The following is a 17,289-nucleotide window of genomic DNA, read 5'->3' as shown; positions in this document are numbered from 1 at the left end:
CACACGAGCCCGGTCGCTTCCAGCCACGTCGTCACGCCCTCGCCGCGTCGAAGCCATCGCGGGTCGCCGCGATGAACCGTTCGGCCGCCTGCGCCGGCGCGTCGCTGAGCACGACACCCGAGGTGGCTCCGGTGCCGTGGGCGCCGGCGCGCATGATGCGGAAGGCGTCGTCCGGAACGGCGACCCCGCCCGCGTGCATCATGAGCACCTCCGGCGCCACGGCCGCCGCTTCGGCGGTGATGCCCCCGATCCACGGACGGTCGCCACCACCGGCACGGCCGATCAGCGACGGCGGCTCGTAGAGCACCACCGTGGGGGCGAGCGGCAGCAGCGCACGCACGGCCCGGTCGTCGGCGGCGCAGACCATCGTCATGAGTCCGACCTCCTGAGCGCGTTCGACGGCGGGTACGAGGGCACCCGGCGGGAGGGGGTTGCTGTCGTGGTCGAGCATGACGCCGTGGGCTCCGACGTCCGACAGGGCTTCCGGCAGGGTACGGCCCACACTCGGCCCCGGGCGGTCGCCGTGCATCTCCTGCGCGAACACGAGGACGTGCGGCGCCGCGTCCCGCACCGGGGCGATGAACGCGGTGGGGACGGTGAAGACCACGGACACGCCGTGACGTCGACCGGCCAGCCCGGCCGCCACCGCGAGGTCGATCGTCTCACCGAGTCGGAGCAGGTTCTTCGGCCCGATCTCGAAGAACGGGCCGGTCAGCACAGCGGGGGTCACGCCCTCGGCTCCACGAGCACCACCCGGACCGTGGCGGGCATGGCACCCACCATCTCGTCGCCGTCGTCGGCGTCGGTGATCAGGACGTCGACGTCTTCGATCCCTCCCACGCGGGACATGAGCACCCGTCCGAGTTTGGAGTGGTCTGCGACGAGGATGACACGGTCGGACCGTTCCAACGCGAGACGCTTCCCCGCGCTCTCGTCGGGGTCTGCAGACGGTCATCGGGCTCATGGTGTTCCTCGCCTATGCGACGACACCGGCGGTCGCCCGTCGGCTCGGGCACGGCGACGAGCGCGGCGCGGTGTCGCTCGGGGTGGACGGCCTCTGGTTGTCGCTCGGGCTCGGCGTCGTGATCGGTGCGGCCGGATGGTTCCTTTCCCCCACGCTCGTCGGGCTGTTCGGCGCGACGGACGACGTCGCCCAGCAGGCCGACACCTACCTCGGCATCTCGATGCTCGGCATCCCCGCCATGCTGCTCGTCTTCGGAGCGACCGGGCTCCTCCGCGGCCTGCAGGACACCACCACGCCCCTCGTGGTCGCCGGCGCCGGGTTCGCCGCGAACATCGGCCTCAACTTCCTCTTCATCCACGGCCTCGGACTCGGCATCGCGGGATCCGCCATCGGCACCGTCATCGCACAGTGGGGCATGGTCGTCGCCTATCTCGTCGTCGTCCTGCGTCACGTGCGCCGGACGGGAGCGCGCCTCCGCCCGCACCGCGCCGGCCTCGGTGGAGCGGCCCGTTCCGGCGGGTGGTTGTTCCTCCGCACCGTCAGCCTCCGCGCCGCGATGCTCATCGCCGTGTTCGTCGCGACCGACCTCGGCACCGACGAACTCGCCGGGTTCCAGCTCGTCATGACCCTCTTCGCCACCCTCGCGTTCGCGCTCGACGCCCTCGCGATCGCCGCGCAGGCGCTCGTCGGCAAGGGACTCGGGGCCGGCGACGTGGCAGGGGTGCGCGCCGTCCTCATCCGCTGTCTGCAGTGGGGCGTCGGCTCGGGGATCGTGCTCGGCTTGGTCATCGCCCTCGCGAGCCCGGTCATCGGCCTGCTCTTCACGAGCGACCCCGACCTCGCGGCGCTCATCGTGCCCGCGATCATCGTGCTCGCCGTCACCACCCCGCTCGGCGGCGTCGTCTTCGTCCTCGACGGCGTCCTCATCGGCGCCGGAGACGCGAGGTACCTCGCGATCACCGGGCTGCTCAACACGCTCGTCTTCCTGCCGTTCGCGCTCGCGGTCCTCGCCTGGGCACCCGGCGGGCAGGCGGGACTCACCTGCTTGGCGCTCGCCTTCTTCGTCGGCTATCTCGGTGCGCGGGCGACGACGCTCGGCCTCCGTGCCCGGACGACCACCTGGATGCGCACCGGCGCCTGAACGACGATTGGGGAGTTGTCCCCATTGAGGCCGCAACGCCGGCACGCCAGTCTGGAGGCGACATCGATCCACACCGTTCAGGGGGAACCACCATGCCACTCCACTTCGCTCACCACCGCCTCCGCGTGTCCGCCGCGACCGCGGTCGCCGTCCTCGGACTGTTCGGGCTCTCCGCCTGCAGCGGTGGGGAACCGTCCGACTCCAAGCCCGCGTCGACCTCCTCGGCGAGCAGTGAGCCGGAGACGGAGGCCACCGAGGAGGCGCCCGCTGCGAGCGGCGCGAAGTGCACGGAGGAGCAGGTCAACACCCTCAGCGCGGCGAGCGGCGTGTCCGTCCCGGCAGCCGGTATCGCTGCGGCGAAGGCCTCCTTCACACCCGCCACCGTCGTGGGCGATCTGCCGGTCGTGTGCATGTTGAGCTTCGAAGCCGGCGCGGCTTCCGGCAGCTACGCCGTCCTCTCCGGCGGTGCCGCATCACTCACCGCGGCCGCTGCCAACGCGACCGCCGCGGGCGGCGAGGTCACCGAAGCCGGCGGTACCTTCACCACCTCGATCGACGGGCAGACCGTCGTCGGCGTCCCGTTCACGACGCTCACGAAGGAGACCGCGGGCTTCGAGAACGTGGAGGATCTGGTCGTCATCGCTGCGACCGCGCTGGCCGGATAGCGTTTCCGCTCTGCCAGGCCGACGCCCGCCCACCCGCGCAAGGGTGGGCGGGCGTTCCCGTCGGCGCGGCTCAACTGGGCCAGGAAGAACAGCACTCGACCCGGGTACCGCGGTGCGGCCACGCCGGCGCCCGTCTATGCCCGTATCAACCGATCGGTGGATATGAGGATCAGCCCCTCCACCGCTACCGGCGCGCGTCGGAGCGGACGAGCATGGTCACCATGAGCACACGACCGATCATCGAGGTCCGCGAGCTGCGCAAGCAGTACGGCGATTTCACCGCCGTCGACGGGGTCTCCTTCGACATCCACCCGGGCGAGACCTTCGCCCTGCTCGGCCCGAACGGTGCCGGGAAGAGCACCACGATCGAGATCCTCGAGGGCTACCGGCACCGGACGGGCGGCGAGGCGAGCGTCCTCGGTGTCGACCCGGCGAAGGGCGGTCTCGACTGGAAGGCCCGCCTCGGCATCGTCCTCCAGTCGAGCGCCGAGGCCGCCAACGTCACGGTCCGGGAGCAGCTCACACAGTTCGCCCGGTACTACGCGGACCCGCGGGACGTGGACGAGGTCATCGAGGCGGTCGGGCTCACGAGCAAGGCGGGCACGCGCATCGGCAAGCTCTCGGGCGGTCAGCGTCGCCGGGTCGACGTGGCCCTCGGGGTGGTCGGCCGCCCGGCCCTCCTCTTCCTCGACGAGCCGACGACCGGGTTCGACCCCGAGGCGCGTCGGCAGTTCTGGGACCTCATCCGCTCGCTCAAACGCGACGGTACGACCATCCTCCTCACCACCCACTACCTCGACGAAGCCGCCCAGCTCGCCGACCGCGTCGCCGTCATCGCGGCGGGTCGACTCGTGGAGATCGGCGCGGTCGACGAGATCGGCGGCGCCGAGGCCCGGATCCCGGTGGTGCGCTGGCGCGACGAGCACGGCCTCCGCGAGGAACGGACCGAGACTCCGGCTGCCCGCGTCGCCGCCCTCACCGCTGCCGCAGGTGGAGAACCGCGTGACCTGGAGGTCATCCGTCCGAGCCTCGAGGACATCTACCTCGGGCTCGTCCACGCGGCCGACGGCGCTGCGTCGTCGACCACCCCATCAGCAGCACCGTCACCGGCCACGCAGGTCACCACGACAGGAATCGGCGCATGACCGCCATCGACCGCACCACGACCCCCCTCGTCCCGGCACTCCCCCGCGGACGCACCCTCCGGCTCGGAGCCAGCCGGATCGGTTATGAGACCCGCATCTACTTCCGCTCCGGCGACCAGGTGTTCTTCACCTTCCTCTTCCCCGTCGTGATGCTCGCGATCTTCTCGACCGCCTTCAGCGCGATGGGGAACGTGGGCGAGGCACCCGACGGCACCGGCGGGGTCAGCCAGGCCGCCTTCTACCTGCCCGGCATGATCGCCGCCGGCATCCTCCTCTCGGGCGTCCAGAACCTCGCGACCGACATCGCGACGGAGAAGAGCGACGGCACGCTCAAGCGTCTCGGCGGCAGCCCGCTCCCGGTGATCTCCTACTTCCTCGGGAAGATGGGGCAGGTCCTCGTCACCTCGGTGCTCCAGATCGCGCTGCTACTCCTCGTCGCGCGGTTCCTGTTCGACGTCACCCTGCCGACCGAGCCCGAGCGGTGGCTCACCTTCGCCTGGGTCTACCTGCTCGGCATCGCCACGTCGGCGGTCCTCGGTATCGCCCTGTCGGCGCTCCCCCGCACGGGCAAGAGCGCGACGGCCGTCATCATCCCGATCGTGCTCGTGCTGCAGTTCATCTCTGGCGTCTACCTCTCGTTCACGATGCTCCCCGAGTGGCTGCAGAACGTCGCGAGTGTCTTCCCGCTCAAGTGGATCGCGCAGGGCATGCGCTCCGTCTTCCTGCCGGAGGGGTTCGCCTCGCAGGAGCCGTCCGGTGGCTGGGACCTCCCGACGGTCGCGCTCGTCCTCGTCGTCTGGGCGATCGTCGGCCTCGTCCTCACCCGACTCACCTTCCGCTGGGTCCGCCGCTCCTAGCCCGCGAACTGTCAGTTCCGGTGGGTGTACGCCACCGGAACCAGCAGGAAGTGACAGTTCGCGGGCAGGGATGGGAGGGTTGGGACATGGACGGACGACGGTGGTGGGATGTCGCGTTCGGCGCGGGGTGCGCGATCGTCGGCGCGCTCGTGAGCGTCAGCGCGGCCGGGGCACCGGAACGGGTCGTCGGCGTCTGGATCGTGCTGGCGGCGCTCTGCCTCGTCTATTACACGGTCGGGCGACGCACCATGGAGCGACCGCAGGGCGGGCTCTGGTTCGCGATCACCCTCATCGCGCTCACCGCCGTCGGGACGGCGTTCTCCCCGAACGTCCTGACCCTGCAGTGCCTCGTGTTCCCGCTGCTGTGGGTGCTGACACCGAACACCCGGAACGCGATCATCCTCAACATCGCGAGCGCCGCGACCCTCGCCCTCGGCTTCATCGTCGGGCTGGGCGCCACCCCCGACGTGATCCTGCAGGGACTCGCGATCCAGAGCGTCTCGCTCGTCTTCGCGCTGTCCCTCGGTCTCTGGATCACCCGGATCGCCGAGCTCGGCGACGAGAAGGCACGACTCCTGGTCAGTCTGCAGGCGGCCCAGGCCGAAACGGAACGGGCGAGCCGGGAAGCCGGAGCGGCCGCCGAACGGGAACGCATGGCGCGCGACATCCACGACACGATCGCGCAGAGCCTCACGAGCGTGGTGCTGCTCGCTCAACGGGCCCGCTCCGAGGTCGGCGCGACCGTCGCAGGCACGCCGGACGCCTCCCCGCTGGACGGTCGCCCGGTCGCCGCCCTCGACAGCATCGACCTCATCGAGAGCACGGCGCGCGACGCCCTCCGCGAGGCGAGATCCCTCGTGGCCACGACGGCGGCGATGCCGGCCGCCGACACGACGCTCGGTGACAGCCTCCGACGCTTGGGCGAGCGGTTCGCCCGCGAGACCGGCGTGGCCGTCGACATCGACGCCCCGTCCGAACGGTTCGAGCGGGCACCCGAGGTCGTGCTGCTCCGGAGCGCCCAGGAAGGGCTCGCGAACATCCGGAAGCACGCCTCCGCCGCCCGCGTCGAGCTCGTGCTCACCGTCGACGACGGCTGGGCCGAACTGCGGATCACCGACGACGGCGTCGGGATCGCGGACCCGGACGGCGCGCTCCTCGGGACCAGCCCGGGCGCGGGCTTCGGGCTGCACGGCATGCACGACCGGGTGACGCTGCTCGGTGGGACGGTGGAACTCACGAGTGCCGCCGGAGCGGGGACGACGGTTCGGGTGCGAGTGCCGGTGACGATCGAAGCGAGCCCTTCGACGAGCTCAGCGACCGGGATTCCGACAAGCTCAGGGACCAGACAGGACACACGATGACACGGATCAGGATCGTCGTCGCGGACGACCACCCCATCGTGCGATCGGGCATCGTCGCTCTCCTCGGGCGCGCGGACGACCTCGAGGTCGTGGCCGAGGTGGCGGACGGCGCTGCGGCGGTCGCGGCGGCCGAGGAGCACCGGCCGGACCTCGTGCTCATGGACCTGCGCATGCCGGTCCTCGGCGGCGCGGAGGCGACAGCGCGCATCGTGCAGCGCGTGCCAGGCGTCCGGGTGCTCGTCCTCACGACCTACGAGACCGACGACGACATCCTCGGCGCGATCGAGGCCGGAGCCGGCGGCTACCTGTTGAAGGCGGCGCCCGAGCAGGAGATCCTGGCCGGCATCCGTTCAGTGGTCGCCGGTCAGACGGTGCTCGCACCCACGATCGCGGCGACGCTCGTCGGCCGCATGCAGGGTGGGACCTCCACCCGCCCGCAGCTCAGCGCTCGCGAGCTCGAGGTCCTCGCGCTCGTCGCCGCCGGAAACAGCAACCGCGCGATCGCGGCAGCGCTCTTCATCTCGGAGTCGACGGTGAAGACGCACCTGCTGCACGTCTTCGAGAAGCTCGAGGTGGCCGACCGGACCCGGGCCGTCACCCGTGCCCAGGAGCTCCGCCTGCTCTGACCGCCACGGCGCCGAGCTGAGCCGCGCACTGACGGCGACCTCGGCGCCCACTGCGGATCACTCCCGCCGTTCGCGACCGATCGTCGGACTAGACCTGACCCCGGGGCTTCGGGGCGTCGGGTTGCGCCGCCGCGTAGGCGGACTGGCCGGTCGCTCCGGGTTCGCCCGCGGGGATCGGGACGAGATAAGCCGCGGTGCCGTACGCCGTCAGCTGCGTCCACGCCCCACCGATGTCGGTGGTCTCGAGGCGCATGGCGAGGACCGCGTTGGCGCCGCGCTGTTCGGCGTCGGCGACCAAGCGCCGCATGACCTCCTGACGGGACTCGAACAGCAGCGCGGTCATCCCCGGGACTTCTCCGCCGCCGAGCGCGGAGAAGCCGATCGACATGGAGGAGCCCCAGTCGCGAGCGCGCACCGTGAGGCCGATGACCTCGCCGAGGACGGCGTCGATGCGGTGACCGGCGACGGTGTCCGTCGTCACGACGATCACGCGGTCGCCACCGTTCCGGAGAGCCGCGACAGGGCGGCGAGCGAGAGGGCGGCGATGCCGGTGTCGAGCGTCGGGTGGATGAGCGGGGCGAACTTCGAGGAGTGATTGCCCGGGAGGTCTTGCTCCATGCGCCCCGACGCGTAGGCTGCGGCGAAGGCCTGCGGGTCGGCGCCGCCGAGGATCCAGTAGACGATTGGCGCGTCTGCGGCCGTCGCCAGCATGCCGACGTCCTCGCTGCCCGTGACCAGACCGGGGTCGACGACGCGGTTGGCACCGAACGCGTCGGCGAACACCGCCGTCACCGCACCGGTCGCCGCGGGATCGTTCACGAGCACCGGGAAGGCCTCGGTGTGTTCGATCACCGGTTCCCGCTCGGCGCCCGACGCCGCGGCCTCGGCCCGGATGATGCGCTCCATGGAGCCGACGACGCGGTCGCGCACGTGCGGCTCGTAGCTGCGGATGTTGACGCCGATCTGCGCGGTGTCGGGGATGATGTTGTTCTTGGTGCCGGCGTGCATCGTGCCGACGGTGAGCACCGCGGTGTCGGTCCCGGCGACCTCGCGGGACACGATGCTCTGCAGGCGGACGACCGCCGACGCCGCCATCACGATCGGGTCGATCGTCGACTGCGGGCGGGATCCATGCCCGCCGCGGCCGTGGAAGGTGACGCGGTAGGCGTCGGTCGCGGCGAACGACGGCCCGCCGTGCGTGCCGACGACACCGGCCGGCAGCGGACCGACGTGCTGGCCGAACACGATGTCGGGCTTCGGGACGCGTGCGTAGAGGTCGTCGTCGACCATCGCCTGCGCACCGCCACCGGCCTCCTCGGCCGGCTGGAACAGGACGACGAGCGTCCCGGACCAGGTGTCGCGCCGTGCGGCGAGCAGTTCGGCGGCGCCCAGCAGGCAGGTGACGTGGACGTCGTGGCCGCAGGCGTGCATGACCGCGACGTCGTTACCCTCCGGGTCGACCCCGCGTGCGACGCTCGCGTAATCGAGGCCCGTCTCCTCCAGGACGGGCAGGCCGTCCATGTCGGCCCGCAGCAGGACCGTCGGACCTTCACCGTTCTCCAGGACGCCGACGACGCCGGTGCCGCCGATCCCCGTCGCGACCCCGTACCCGAGGCCGGTGATGCGATCCGCGACGAGGGCGGCGGTCCGGTGCTCCGCGAAGGAGAGCTCCGGATTGGCGTGGAGATCCTGGTAGACCGGGGCGAGAGACGCGGCGAGCGCCGCCGCCTCCTGCTGGACGAGTGCTGCGGTGGCGATGGGCTGGTCGGTCATGGGTCTCCTTCGAGCGTCGCCTCCACCCTACGGGGCGGGTCCGCCGCACGGCAGGATCTGTCGAAACCCCGGCGAGGCCTCAGCGCTGTGGAGCGGGGACCCGTGCCGTCGTCGCTCCGCGGTGGAACCGGACGCTGAACTGCTCGCACTCCGGATCGCGGCCGTCGAGCATGGCGATGATCGCACGGCCCGCGGCCGAACCCTTCTCGCGGGAGGGCTGCCACACCGTCGTGAGGTCGTAGTCGAGCCCCTCGACCCGGATGCCGTCGAACCCGACCACGCTGAGCTCCGCGGGGACGGAGATGCCGAGCTCCTCGGCTGCCCGGATGACACCGGCGGCCAGGAGGTCGCTCTGCGCGGCGATCGCCGTCGGGCGTTCATCCGCCGGGACGTCGAGGATCGAGTGTCCGGCGACTCGGCCCTCTTCGAGCGATGACCCCGTGGTGACGAACCCCTGCGCGTCGGAGAAGACGTCGCGGAGGCCCTGCAGGCGCTCGATCGCGGGGACCGTCGTGGCAGATCGCTCCCACTCGGGCGTGAGCGGGCCGCGGCGTTCGGTCGGATCGAGGTTGAGGGTGACGACGGCGACGCGCTCGTGGCCGAGGTCGGCGAGGTGCTGGGCCTCCGCACGCACGCCGCCGCGGTTGTCGACGGCGATGTCGGGCACGCCGAGGGCTGCGAGGCCCTCGATCGACACGATCGGCATCCCCCGTCGACTGAGGATCGCGACCGAGCTGTCGAGGTTCGGGCTGCAGCCGATGAGGACGACGCCGTCCATCGGCGCGTTGCTCAACTGCAGGGTGCCCTCCTGCGCGTCGTTCAGCAGGAGGAGTCCCGCGCCGACCGCACCGAGCTCGTCGGCGAGTCCGTCGAGGGTCTGGACCATCACGGGGTCGCGGAAGGAGTGCCCGATCCGGCCGGCGACGACGGCTCCCACGATGCCGCTGCGTCCCTGACGGAGGGAGCGGGCCCGGGGGTCGGGTCCGGCGTAGTCGAGGTCGGCGGCAGCCTGCAGCACGCGCTGCTTGGTCGCTTCGGACACGGGTCCGGCGCCGCTGAACGCGAGCGAGGCGGTCGATGGTGACACCCCCGCGCGCTCGGCGACATCGGCGAGCGTCGGTCGCGAGGGGCGTGTTTCCTGGTCCACGGTCTGCTAGCTTAGTCGACGGAATCGAATCGATTCGATACCATCCCGATCCACGGGCGTCACCACCCCGTTCCATACGGCGCCCAGGCGCACCAGCACCGAACCCGAGGACCACGTGTCAGAGCCGACCAACCCGCACACCGCCCCCGTCGCCCTGCGACCACGCCGCGAACTGCTCGCCTGGCGGAACGCGATCTTCGTGGTCTTCGCCCTCAGCGGTCTCAGCATCGCGACGTGGGTGGCCCGCATCCCCGCCATCCGCGACAACCTCGGACTCACCACCGGCACCGTCGGGCTGCTCATCCTCGGGATGTCGATCGGATCGGTCGTCGGCCTCGTCGCCTCCCAGCACCTGCTCGCGCGACTCGGACCGCGGCGAGGCATGCAGCTGGTGCTCGGGCTCGTCGCGACCGGCCTCCTCCTCATCGGCGTCGGCGCGAGCCTCGTACCGCTCGCTGGGATCGTGCTGGTCGGGCTCATCGTCTTCGGCTTCGGAAACGGAGCCCTCGACGTGATGATGAACGTCGAGGGAGCCGCGGCCGAACAGGAACTCGGCAAGACGGTGATGCCGCTGATGCACGCGTGCTTCAGCTTCGGCACGGTCGCCGGAGCGGGGCTCGGCGCTCTGGCCTCGGCGATCGGCCTCGAGGTGTTCTGGCACGCGCTCATCATGGCGGTCGCCATCACCGTCGCGACCGTCGTCGCCGTGCGCTTCGTCCCGGTCCAGCAGAACGTGGCCGCCGAAGCCGACGACGCACCGCAGACGCCGTGGCAGGAGCGTCTCCGCGAGAGCCTCTCGGTCTGGGCGGACGGCCGGCTCATCCTCATCGGCGTCATCATCCTCGGTATGGCGTTCGCCGAGGGCAGTGCCAACGACTGGCTCGCTTTGGCCGTCGTCGACGGCCACGGGCAGAGCAACACGACCGGCGCGCTCGTCTACGGGGTCTTCGTCACCGCGATGACCGTCGGTCGCATCGTCGGCGGGCCCCTCATCGACCGCTTCGGACGGGTGCCGGTGCTCCGGGTGTCGGCTGGAGCCGCGATCGCCGGGCTCGTCCTCTTCATCCTCACGCCGGTGACCGGACTGATGATCCTCGGCACCGTGCTCTGGGGACTCGGCGCCTCGCTCGGGTTCCCGGTGGGCATGTCAGCCGCGGCCGACGACTCCAAGCGCGCTGCGGCACGGGTGAGTGCCGTCGCGATGATCGGCTACTGCGCGTTCCTCGTCGGTCCGCCGCTCATCGGCATCCTCGGCGACGCCATCGGTCTCCTGAACGCCCTGTTCGTCGTGCTCGTGCTCATCGTGTTCGCCGGCCTTGCCTCTCCGGCCGCCCGCGAGAGCAGCCGCCGCAAGCGCTGAGCCCGTTCGTTCGCCCATATTCGGGCGATTCGGGGTTCCGTCGCCCGAACATGGGCGAATGGACGTGCTGCGGTGTCGCGGTAGGCTCGTCGTCGTGCGTTTGGTGATTGCGGAGTGCTCGGTCGACTATGCCGGACGGTTGTCGGCTCACTTGCCGCTCGCCAAACGGCTCCTCATGGTGAAGAACGACGGCAGCCTGCTCGTCCACTCCGACGGCGGCTCCTACAAGCCGCTGAACTGGATGAGCCCGCCCTGCGTGCTCACGACGGTCGAGCCCGACGAGACGCAGGCCGCGGCCGGGATCACCGAGCTGTGGAAGGTCACGCACAAGAAGACCGGCGACGCCCTCATCGTGTCGATCCACGAGGTCCACCACGACAGCGCGCACGAACTCGGCCTTGATCCGGGCCTCCAGAAGGACGGCGTCGAAGCACACCTGCAGAAGCTCCTCGCCGAACAGATCGAGCTCCTCGGCGACGGCTACCGACTCATCCGCCGCGAGTACATGACCGCGATCGGCCCGGTCGACATCCTCGCCACCGACGCGACCGGGGCGTCCGTCGCGGTCGAACTGAAGCGCCGCGGCGACATTGACGGCGTCGAGCAGCTCACCCGCTACCTCGAACTCATGAACCGCGACCCGCTCCTCGCTCCCGTGCAGGGCGTGTTCGCCGCACAGGAGATCAAGCCGCAGGCGCGCACCCTCGCCCAGGACCGCGGCATCCGCTGCGTCGTCCTCGACTACGACGCGATGCGCGGCCTCGACGACAGCGACTCCCGCCTCTTCTGACGTCGACTGAGTCCCTTTCTCAGGAGTCCTCCGGCGCGCCGGCTTCACCAGGCACCGACACGCCCGGACACTCCTGAGAAAGGCACCACCTACCGCTCAGCGACCTTTCTCAGGAGTCCTCCGGCGCGCCGGCTTCACCCGGCACCGACACGCCCGGACTCTCCTGAGATAGGCACTGGACCGACGGTCACGACTCGGGCTAGACGAACAGCCAGATGAGGGCGACCATCCCGAAGCCGACGACCGAGAGGATCGTCTCGAGCACGGTCCAGGTCGCGAGCGTCTGCTTCACCGACATGTTGAAGTACTTCGCGATGATCCAGAACCCGCCGTCGTTGACGTGCGAGAGCGTGATCGAACCCGCGGCGATCGCGATGCCGATGAGCGCCAGCTGCGGCTGCGAGTAGTCACCCGCGAGCACGACCGGCTGCAGGATCCCCGCCGTGATCACGATGGCCGCGGTCGCCGAGCCCTGCGCGATGCGGAGGCCGGAACTGATGAGGTACGCGGACACGATGATCGGCAGGCCGAGCGAACCGAGCACCTCGGCCAACGCCGCGCCCACCCCCGTCGCCGAGATGACGGCGCCGAAGAACGCACCCGCACCGACGACGAGCAGGATCATGCCGATCGGTCGGAGCGACTGGCCGGAGAGCTCGCCCAGTTCGGCGAGCGTCATGCCGCGCCGCACCCCGAGCACGTAGTACGCGAGGCAGACGGCGATCGTGAGCGCGACCGCCGGGTTGCCGATGAGCGTCAACGCTTCGAGGACTGGTCCGTTCGGCAGGGCGAGGGCGCCGAAGGTGGCGGCGAGGATCAGCAGGATCGGCGTGATGATGATGAGACCGACGCTCCAGAGCGAGACGTCCTTGCGCTCGGGGGCGTCGTCCTCGGGCTCCAGGACGTACTCCTCGGGAACCGAGACCATGACGCGCTTCCCGATCCAGAGCGGCCAGGCGATACCCGACGCGATGAAGGCGGGGATGCCGCAGAGGAAGCCCATGAGGATGAGCCAGCCGAGCCCGACCTCGAAGGTGCCGGCGAGCGCCGTCGGGCCCGGGTGCGGAGGCAGGAACGCGTGCGTCATCGAGAGACCGGCGAGCATCGGGAGCGCGTAGAGCACGAGCGACTTCCCGCCGCGACGCGCGGTGATGTAGACGAGGGGCGCGAGGACGAAGATGCCGACGTCGAAGAACACGGGGATACCGAAGATGAGACCGGTGAGCCCCATCGCGATCGGAGCACCGCGTTCCCCGAAGCGACCGAGCAGCTTCCGGATGAGGACGTCAGCACCACCGGAGCGCTCCAGGATCGCGCCGAGCACGGTGCCGAGACCGATGATGATCGTGATGTGCCCGAGGATCCCACCGAAGCCGGTCTCGAGGAGCGACGCCCCCGGCTTGATCTGCTCGTCGTCGAAGGGATCCGGCACGGCCACGCCGACGATCTGGTAGATGCTCGTCCCGGTCGCGAGAGCAAGGCCGATGCCGACGATGAAGAGCGAGATGAACGGTTCGAGCTTCACCCGGATGATGAGGAACAGCAGCACCGCGATGGCGACGGCACACAGGATGAGCAGGCCGGGCGTGGTCTGCTGCAACCAGCCGATGGGGTCGCTCGGTGCTGGAGCGGCGGCCGCGACGCTGCGCGCGAGGGCGTTGATGGGCATGGGAGACCTTCTGGATCGTTGGGAGGCTGGGGAAGCGGTCAGGCCGGGCGGCGGATCGAGCGGCCGGGGACGGCGTCGGTGCGCCGACCGTCGGCGATGACGGCGGCACCGTTCACGAACACCCACGGGATGCCGGCGGCCTGCTGCCGGGGCTCGGCGAACGTCGCGCGGTCGGCGATGGTCGTGAGGTCGAACAGGACGAGGTCGGCCACGGCTCCGACGCGGAGCACGCCGCGGTCGCTGAGGCCGAGGCGCGCAGCCGGCCGCGAGGTGAGGTGGGCGACGGCGTCTTCCAGCCCGAGCACCCCCTCTTCGCGGACGTAGTGGCCGAGGTAGCGCGGGAAGGTGCCCCAGGCACGCGGGTGTGGCTTCGCGCCGATCAGGATCCCGTCGCTCCCGCCCGTGTGGGCCGGGTGCACCATCATCGTGCGCACGTTGGCCTCGTCGCCGACGTGCTGGAGGATGCCGGTCGCGAGCCGGTCGGCTTCGAGCAGCGCGAAGAACAGGGCCGTCGGGTCGCCCGACCATGCGTGTCCCGCATCCTCGGCGGCGATGTCGGCGACGGTCCGCCCGACGAAGCCGGCGAGCTCGGGGTTCGCGACGCCGGAGATCTCGATCGTGGCCCAGTCGGTGACGACACCGTGACAGCCGTCGGTGCCGAGCACCTCGAGCTCGTATCGGATCCGCGCCCGGACCTCCTCGTCGCCCAGACGCTCGATCGTCGCGTCCGGCCCGCCGACCGCCGCCCAGCTCGGCAGCAACGCCGACAGGGTCGTCGAACCCGGCAGGTACGGATAGGTGTCGAGCGTGATGTCGACGCCGTCCGCGATGGCGGCGTCGATCAGGGCCACAAGTTCGGCGGCCCGGCCGGCGTTGACGCCGAAGTTCATCGTCGCGTGCGTGAGGTGCAGTGCGCAGCCGGAACGACGACTGATGTCGATCATCTCCGCGTATGCCTCGAGTGCACCCTTGCCGTACGAGCGCTGGTGCGGTGCGTAGAAGCCGCCGTGCTCCGCGACGGTTCGGCACAGCGCGACGAGTTCCTCGGTGTCGGCGAACATGCCGGGCACGTAGGTGAGGCCGGAGGACATCCCGACCGCGCCCTCCCGCATGCCGGCGGCGACGAGCTCCTGCATCCGAGCGATCTCGTCGGCGGTCGCAGCCCGGTTCTCGGTGCCGACCACGAGCATCCGGACGGAGCCCTGCGGCACCAGATAGGCGACGTTCAGCGCGGTCCCGCGGTCGACCCGGTCGAGGTACTCGCCGACGGTCCGCCAGGCGAAGTCGACGTCGTCGGGTTGCCCGTTCCAACCGGCGATCTGCTGCCGGACGATGGCCATCGTGCGGTCGTCCGTCGGGGCGTAGGAGAGCCCGTCCTGTCCGAGGACCTCCGTGGTGACGCCCTGCGAGACCTTGGCGAGGTGCTCGTGGTCGCGGAGGACCGCGAGGTCGGAGTGTGCGTGCATGTCGATGAAGCCGGGCGACGCGACGAGACCGTCAGCATCGATGATCAGGGCGTCAGCAGGTGCGTCGGCCTCGGCGGACGCCCCGATCGCGACGATGCGGCCCCCGTCGATGAACAGCGACCCGTGCACGCTCGGTCCGCCGGTGCCGTCGACGATGCGAGCGCCGCGGATGACCACCGCGCGCGCTCCGTCCGTCGGTCGCGACGTCACGGCAGGAGGGCCGCCGCGGTGAAGGCGGTCGCACGCTCGGTGACGCCGGCCCAATCGGCCGCGGCGACGTCGGCCGCACCGACCACACTCGAACCCGCGGTCACGGCGGCTGCGCCGGCCTGGATGTACTCGCGGGCGTTGCCGGCGTGCAGTCCGCCCGACGGCACGAGCCGGAGACCCGGGAACGGACCCTTGAGGTCTTTGAGGAAGCCGGACCCCATGGCGGCGGCCGGGAAGATCTTGACCGCGTGGGAACCGAGGGACGCGGCGCGCATGACCTCGCTCGGCGTCATCGCACCGAGCAGGAACGGGATGCCGGCGGCGGTGGCGACCTCGGCCACCTCCTCGCTCAGCCCGGGCGTGACCAGGAACTGCGCTCCGCTGTCGATGGCGCGCTGTGCGGTGTCGCGGTCCACGACCGTCCCCGCGCCGATCACGGCCCCGTGGTCGCCGATCGCGTCGGCCGCGGCACGGATCAGGGCTTCGACGCCCGGCGTCGTGAAGGTGAACTCCACACTGCGGATCCCGCCCGCGGCGAGCGCCCGGCAGAGTTCGACCGGGTCGGGGATGACGGGCACGCGGACGACGGCGATGGCGCGGTCGGCGTACAGGGCGTCGAGGGCGTGCGGCGTGGTGGGAGGGGTCTCGAGCGTCATGCGGGGCTCCTGTTCGGTTCGGCTCAGCCGAAGGTGGTGGTGACGGCGTCGACGGCGCTCGGTTCGGCGAGACGGACGTCGTCGATGACCACGAGGGCACGCCACTTGTCGAAGGTGGTGCACGGGTGGGAGAGGCCCAGGCGGATGACGTCACCGACCTCGACGTCGCTGCCGGGCGGCAGGGAGACGAAGGTGTGCTGGTCGTTCATGGCCGTGGTCGTCGCGCCCGGGAGCGGTTCGACGGTGGCGGATCCGGCGCGGCGGACGCCCTGCACTTCGGGGAGCCCTTCGTCGAAGGGGAAGTCACGCTTCCCGCCGTCGACGAGCGCCAGGCCGGGCTCGGGGCGGGAGACGATCGTCGCCCAGCCGTGGATCGCGGAGCGGAAGTCGCCAGTACCCTCGTGGCGGCCCAGCGGCGTGATCCCCCGGTAGAAGCCGTCGTCGTGGGTCACGTAGGCGCCGGAGCGCAGCAGCACGTCGACGGCGCGTCCGCGAGCACCGTCGAGGTCGCGCAGTTCCGCGAGGACCTCGGCGACCACGTCGAAGTAGGCACTGCCCCCGGCGGTCACGATGAGGGTCTCGACGCGATCGTCGTAGCGGCCGGCGGCGAGGAGCCCGGTGTGCAGCTCGGCGAGCGAGGTCAGGTAATCACGCACGATCTGCAGGGAGCCGTCGTCGCCGTGGTGCGCGAGGGCCCCCTCGTAGCCGCTGACGCCGGCGAGCGCGAGCTCGGGCGAGGCGACGACGGCCTCGGCGATCTCGAGCGCGGTGGCGTGGTCCCGGGCTCCGGTGCGGCCACCCGGCGCACCGAGTTCCACGAGCACGTGGAGCGGGCGACCCAGTGGCTGCTCGGCGAGCACGCGCGACATGATCTGCACGGCGCGGACGGAGTCGGCCCACACGACGATCTCGGCGTCGCCGCGGTCGAGGGCCCGCCCGACGGCGCGCAGGTGTTCGGGCTGCACGAGGGCGTTGGCGAGCATCACGCGGGGGATCGACCAGTCGAGCGCGACGGAGAGCTGCCACGGGGTCGCGACGGTGATGCCCCAGGCACCCGCGTCGAGCTGACGCTGCCAGAGGGCCCGGTTCATCGTGGTCTTGCCGTGCGGCGCGAGGCCCACCCCGGCGCGCTCGCACCACTGCCGCATGGTCTCGACGTTGTCGGTGACCGCCGAGCGGTCGAGCGTGACGAGCGGCGTGGTGAAGTCGGCCAGCGCCGGTCGACCGGCGAGGAACGTGGCGGCGTCGGTCCCGACGGACGCCGGTGGGAAGCCCTTGAGGCTGCCGTCGAGCACGCCCAGCGCACCGGCATCGAAGTCGTCCGTCATGGTCTCCTCGTTTCGCGATCGAGCGCTGCACCCACCGACACCGTGAGCGTCAGGCGTTGCGCATCTTGCAACATACATTGCATCCGGCGCTACGTCTGTTCTAGCATTGCGTCCACAGGCCGTCAACCGGA

The 17,289-nt window shown here is 70.9% G+C and carries 16 protein-coding genes and 1 pseudogene; 8 read left to right on the top strand and 9 right to left on the bottom strand.

Going from position 1 to position 17,289, the window contains the following annotated elements; translation table 11 throughout:
- Positions 1-31: 31 nt before the first annotated feature.
- Together BWO91_RS00870 and BWO91_RS00865 are read right to left on the bottom strand one after the other, a co-directional pair.
- Positions 32-730 (bottom strand): triose-phosphate isomerase, encoded by a 699-nt coding sequence (locus BWO91_RS00870; RefSeq protein WP_079000581.1) that lies wholly within the window; start codon positions 728-730, stop codon positions 32-34.
- Complete coding sequence (locus BWO91_RS00865; protein WP_079000580.1) at positions 727-909, bottom strand: DeoR/GlpR family DNA-binding transcription regulator; 183 nt, start codon at positions 907-909, stop codon at positions 727-729. The genes BWO91_RS00870 and BWO91_RS00865 overlap by 4 nt, the downstream gene beginning before the upstream one ends.
- Positions 910-941: 32 nt before the next feature.
- Here BWO91_RS00865 and BWO91_RS00860 point away from each other — a divergent pair.
- From BWO91_RS00860 to BWO91_RS00835, 6 genes and pseudogenes are all read left to right on the top strand, one after another.
- A pseudogene (locus BWO91_RS00860) lies at positions 942-2,105 on the top strand (MATE family efflux transporter); the annotation flags it as partial.
- A 92-nt stretch (positions 2,106-2,197) separates the two neighbouring features.
- Positions 2,198-2,770: a hypothetical protein gene (locus BWO91_RS00855; protein WP_079000577.1), complete on the top strand. Its 573-nt coding sequence runs from the start codon at positions 2,198-2,200 to the stop codon at positions 2,768-2,770.
- 221 nt (positions 2,771-2,991) lie between these two features.
- Entirely contained in the window at positions 2,992-3,915 is a 924-nt protein-coding gene (locus BWO91_RS00850; protein ID WP_079003784.1) for an ABC transporter ATP-binding protein, read from the top strand.
- The gene (locus BWO91_RS00845; protein ID WP_079000574.1) at positions 3,912-4,772 is read left to right on the top strand and encodes an ABC transporter permease; all 861 of its coding nucleotides are present in this window, start codon (positions 3,912-3,914) and stop codon (positions 4,770-4,772) included. Before BWO91_RS00850 ends, BWO91_RS00845 begins: the two co-directional genes overlap by 4 nt.
- Positions 4,773-4,858: 86 nt before the next feature.
- Positions 4,859-6,133 carry a sensor histidine kinase gene (locus tag BWO91_RS00840; RefSeq protein ID WP_079000572.1) on the top strand — a complete coding sequence of 425 codons (1,275 nt, stop codon included), beginning with the start codon at positions 4,859-4,861 and terminating at the stop codon, positions 6,131-6,133.
- Entirely contained in the window at positions 6,130-6,759 is a 630-nt protein-coding gene (locus tag BWO91_RS00835; protein WP_079000570.1) for a response regulator, read from the top strand. The genes BWO91_RS00840 and BWO91_RS00835 overlap by 4 nt, the downstream gene beginning before the upstream one ends.
- An 88-nt stretch (positions 6,760-6,847) precedes the next feature.
- On the opposite strand, the gene BWO91_RS00830 is transcribed toward BWO91_RS00835, so the two are convergent.
- From BWO91_RS00830 to BWO91_RS00820, 3 genes are all read right to left on the bottom strand, one after another.
- On the bottom strand, positions 6,848-7,240 hold the full coding sequence (locus tag BWO91_RS00830) for a YbjQ family protein (protein ID WP_314138173.1): 393 nt from the start codon (positions 7,238-7,240) through the stop codon (positions 6,848-6,850).
- 5 nt (positions 7,241-7,245) lie between these two features.
- Positions 7,246-8,532: an amidohydrolase gene (locus BWO91_RS00825; protein WP_079000566.1), complete on the bottom strand. Its 1,287-nt coding sequence runs from the start codon at positions 8,530-8,532 to the stop codon at positions 7,246-7,248.
- A 79-nt stretch (positions 8,533-8,611) separates the two neighbouring features.
- Complete coding sequence (locus tag BWO91_RS00820; protein WP_079000564.1) at positions 8,612-9,679, bottom strand: LacI family DNA-binding transcriptional regulator; 1,068 nt, start codon at positions 9,677-9,679, stop codon at positions 8,612-8,614.
- 115 nt (positions 9,680-9,794) lie between these two features.
- Here BWO91_RS00820 and BWO91_RS00815 point away from each other — a divergent pair, with 115 nt between their 5' ends.
- Both BWO91_RS00815 and nucS read left to right on the top strand, forming a co-directional pair.
- Positions 9,795-11,039, top strand: coding sequence for an MFS transporter (locus BWO91_RS00815; protein ID WP_079000562.1), 1,245 nt, complete (start codon positions 9,795-9,797; stop codon positions 11,037-11,039).
- Positions 11,040-11,133: 94 nt separating this feature from the next.
- Complete coding sequence (nucS, locus tag BWO91_RS00810; RefSeq protein WP_079003783.1) at positions 11,134-11,829, top strand: endonuclease NucS; 696 nt, start codon at positions 11,134-11,136, stop codon at positions 11,827-11,829.
- A 199-nt stretch (positions 11,830-12,028) separates the two neighbouring features.
- Here the strand turns inward: nucS and BWO91_RS00805 are convergent, their stop codons facing one another.
- From BWO91_RS00805 to BWO91_RS00790, 4 genes are read right to left on the bottom strand one after another with little or no spacing between them, the layout of a single operon-like run.
- On the bottom strand, positions 12,029-13,498 hold the full coding sequence (locus tag BWO91_RS00805; RefSeq protein WP_079000560.1) for a GntP family permease: 1,470 nt from the start codon (positions 13,496-13,498) through the stop codon (positions 12,029-12,031).
- Between the two features lie 38 nt (positions 13,499-13,536).
- The gene (locus BWO91_RS00800; protein ID WP_205847559.1) at positions 13,537-15,174 is read right to left on the bottom strand and encodes an N-acyl-D-amino-acid deacylase family protein; all 1,638 of its coding nucleotides are present in this window, start codon (positions 15,172-15,174) and stop codon (positions 13,537-13,539) included.
- Positions 15,171-15,830, bottom strand: a complete 660-nt coding sequence (locus BWO91_RS00795) for a bifunctional 4-hydroxy-2-oxoglutarate aldolase/2-dehydro-3-deoxy-phosphogluconate aldolase (RefSeq protein WP_079000558.1) — start codon at positions 15,828-15,830, stop codon at positions 15,171-15,173. Before BWO91_RS00795 ends, BWO91_RS00800 begins: the two co-directional genes overlap by 4 nt.
- 23 nt (positions 15,831-15,853) lie before the next feature.
- The gene (locus tag BWO91_RS00790) at positions 15,854-17,158 is read right to left on the bottom strand and encodes an amino acid deaminase (RefSeq protein WP_079000556.1); all 1,305 of its coding nucleotides are present in this window, start codon (positions 17,156-17,158) and stop codon (positions 15,854-15,856) included.
- Positions 17,159-17,289 lie beyond the last annotated feature (131 nt).

The sequence above is a fragment of the Plantibacter flavus genome, from assembly GCF_002024505.1.
GTDB classification, from domain to species: domain Bacteria; phylum Actinomycetota; class Actinomycetes; order Actinomycetales; family Microbacteriaceae; genus Plantibacter; species Plantibacter flavus_A.
Note: the sequence above shows the minus strand (reverse complement) of the source record. Positions and strands in the feature narration are given on the sequence as shown.

Coding starts and splice junctions, on each gene's coding strand:
- BWO91_RS00855 (WP_079000577.1), top strand. CDS start 2,198: ATGCCACTCCACTTCGCTCACCACCGCCTCCGCGTGTCCGCCGCGACC.
- BWO91_RS00850 (WP_079003784.1), top strand. CDS start 2,992: ATGAGCACACGACCGATCATCGAGGTCCGCGAGCTGCGCAAGCAGTAC.
- BWO91_RS00845 (WP_079000574.1), top strand. CDS start 3,912: ATGACCGCCATCGACCGCACCACGACCCCCCTCGTCCCGGCACTCCCC.
- BWO91_RS00840 (WP_079000572.1), top strand. CDS start 4,859: ATGGACGGACGACGGTGGTGGGATGTCGCGTTCGGCGCGGGGTGCGCG.
- BWO91_RS00835 (WP_079000570.1), top strand. CDS start 6,130: ATGACACGGATCAGGATCGTCGTCGCGGACGACCACCCCATCGTGCGA.
- BWO91_RS00825 (WP_079000566.1), bottom strand. CDS start 8,532: ATGACCGACCAGCCCATCGCCACCGCAGCACTCGTCCAGCAGGAGGCG.
- BWO91_RS00805 (WP_079000560.1), bottom strand. CDS start 13,498: ATGCCCATCAACGCCCTCGCGCGCAGCGTCGCGGCCGCCGCTCCAGCA.
- BWO91_RS00795 (WP_079000558.1), bottom strand. CDS start 15,830: ATGACGCTCGAGACCCCTCCCACCACGCCGCACGCCCTCGACGCCCTG.
- BWO91_RS00790 (WP_079000556.1), bottom strand. CDS start 17,158: ATGACGGACGACTTCGATGCCGGTGCGCTGGGCGTGCTCGACGGCAGC.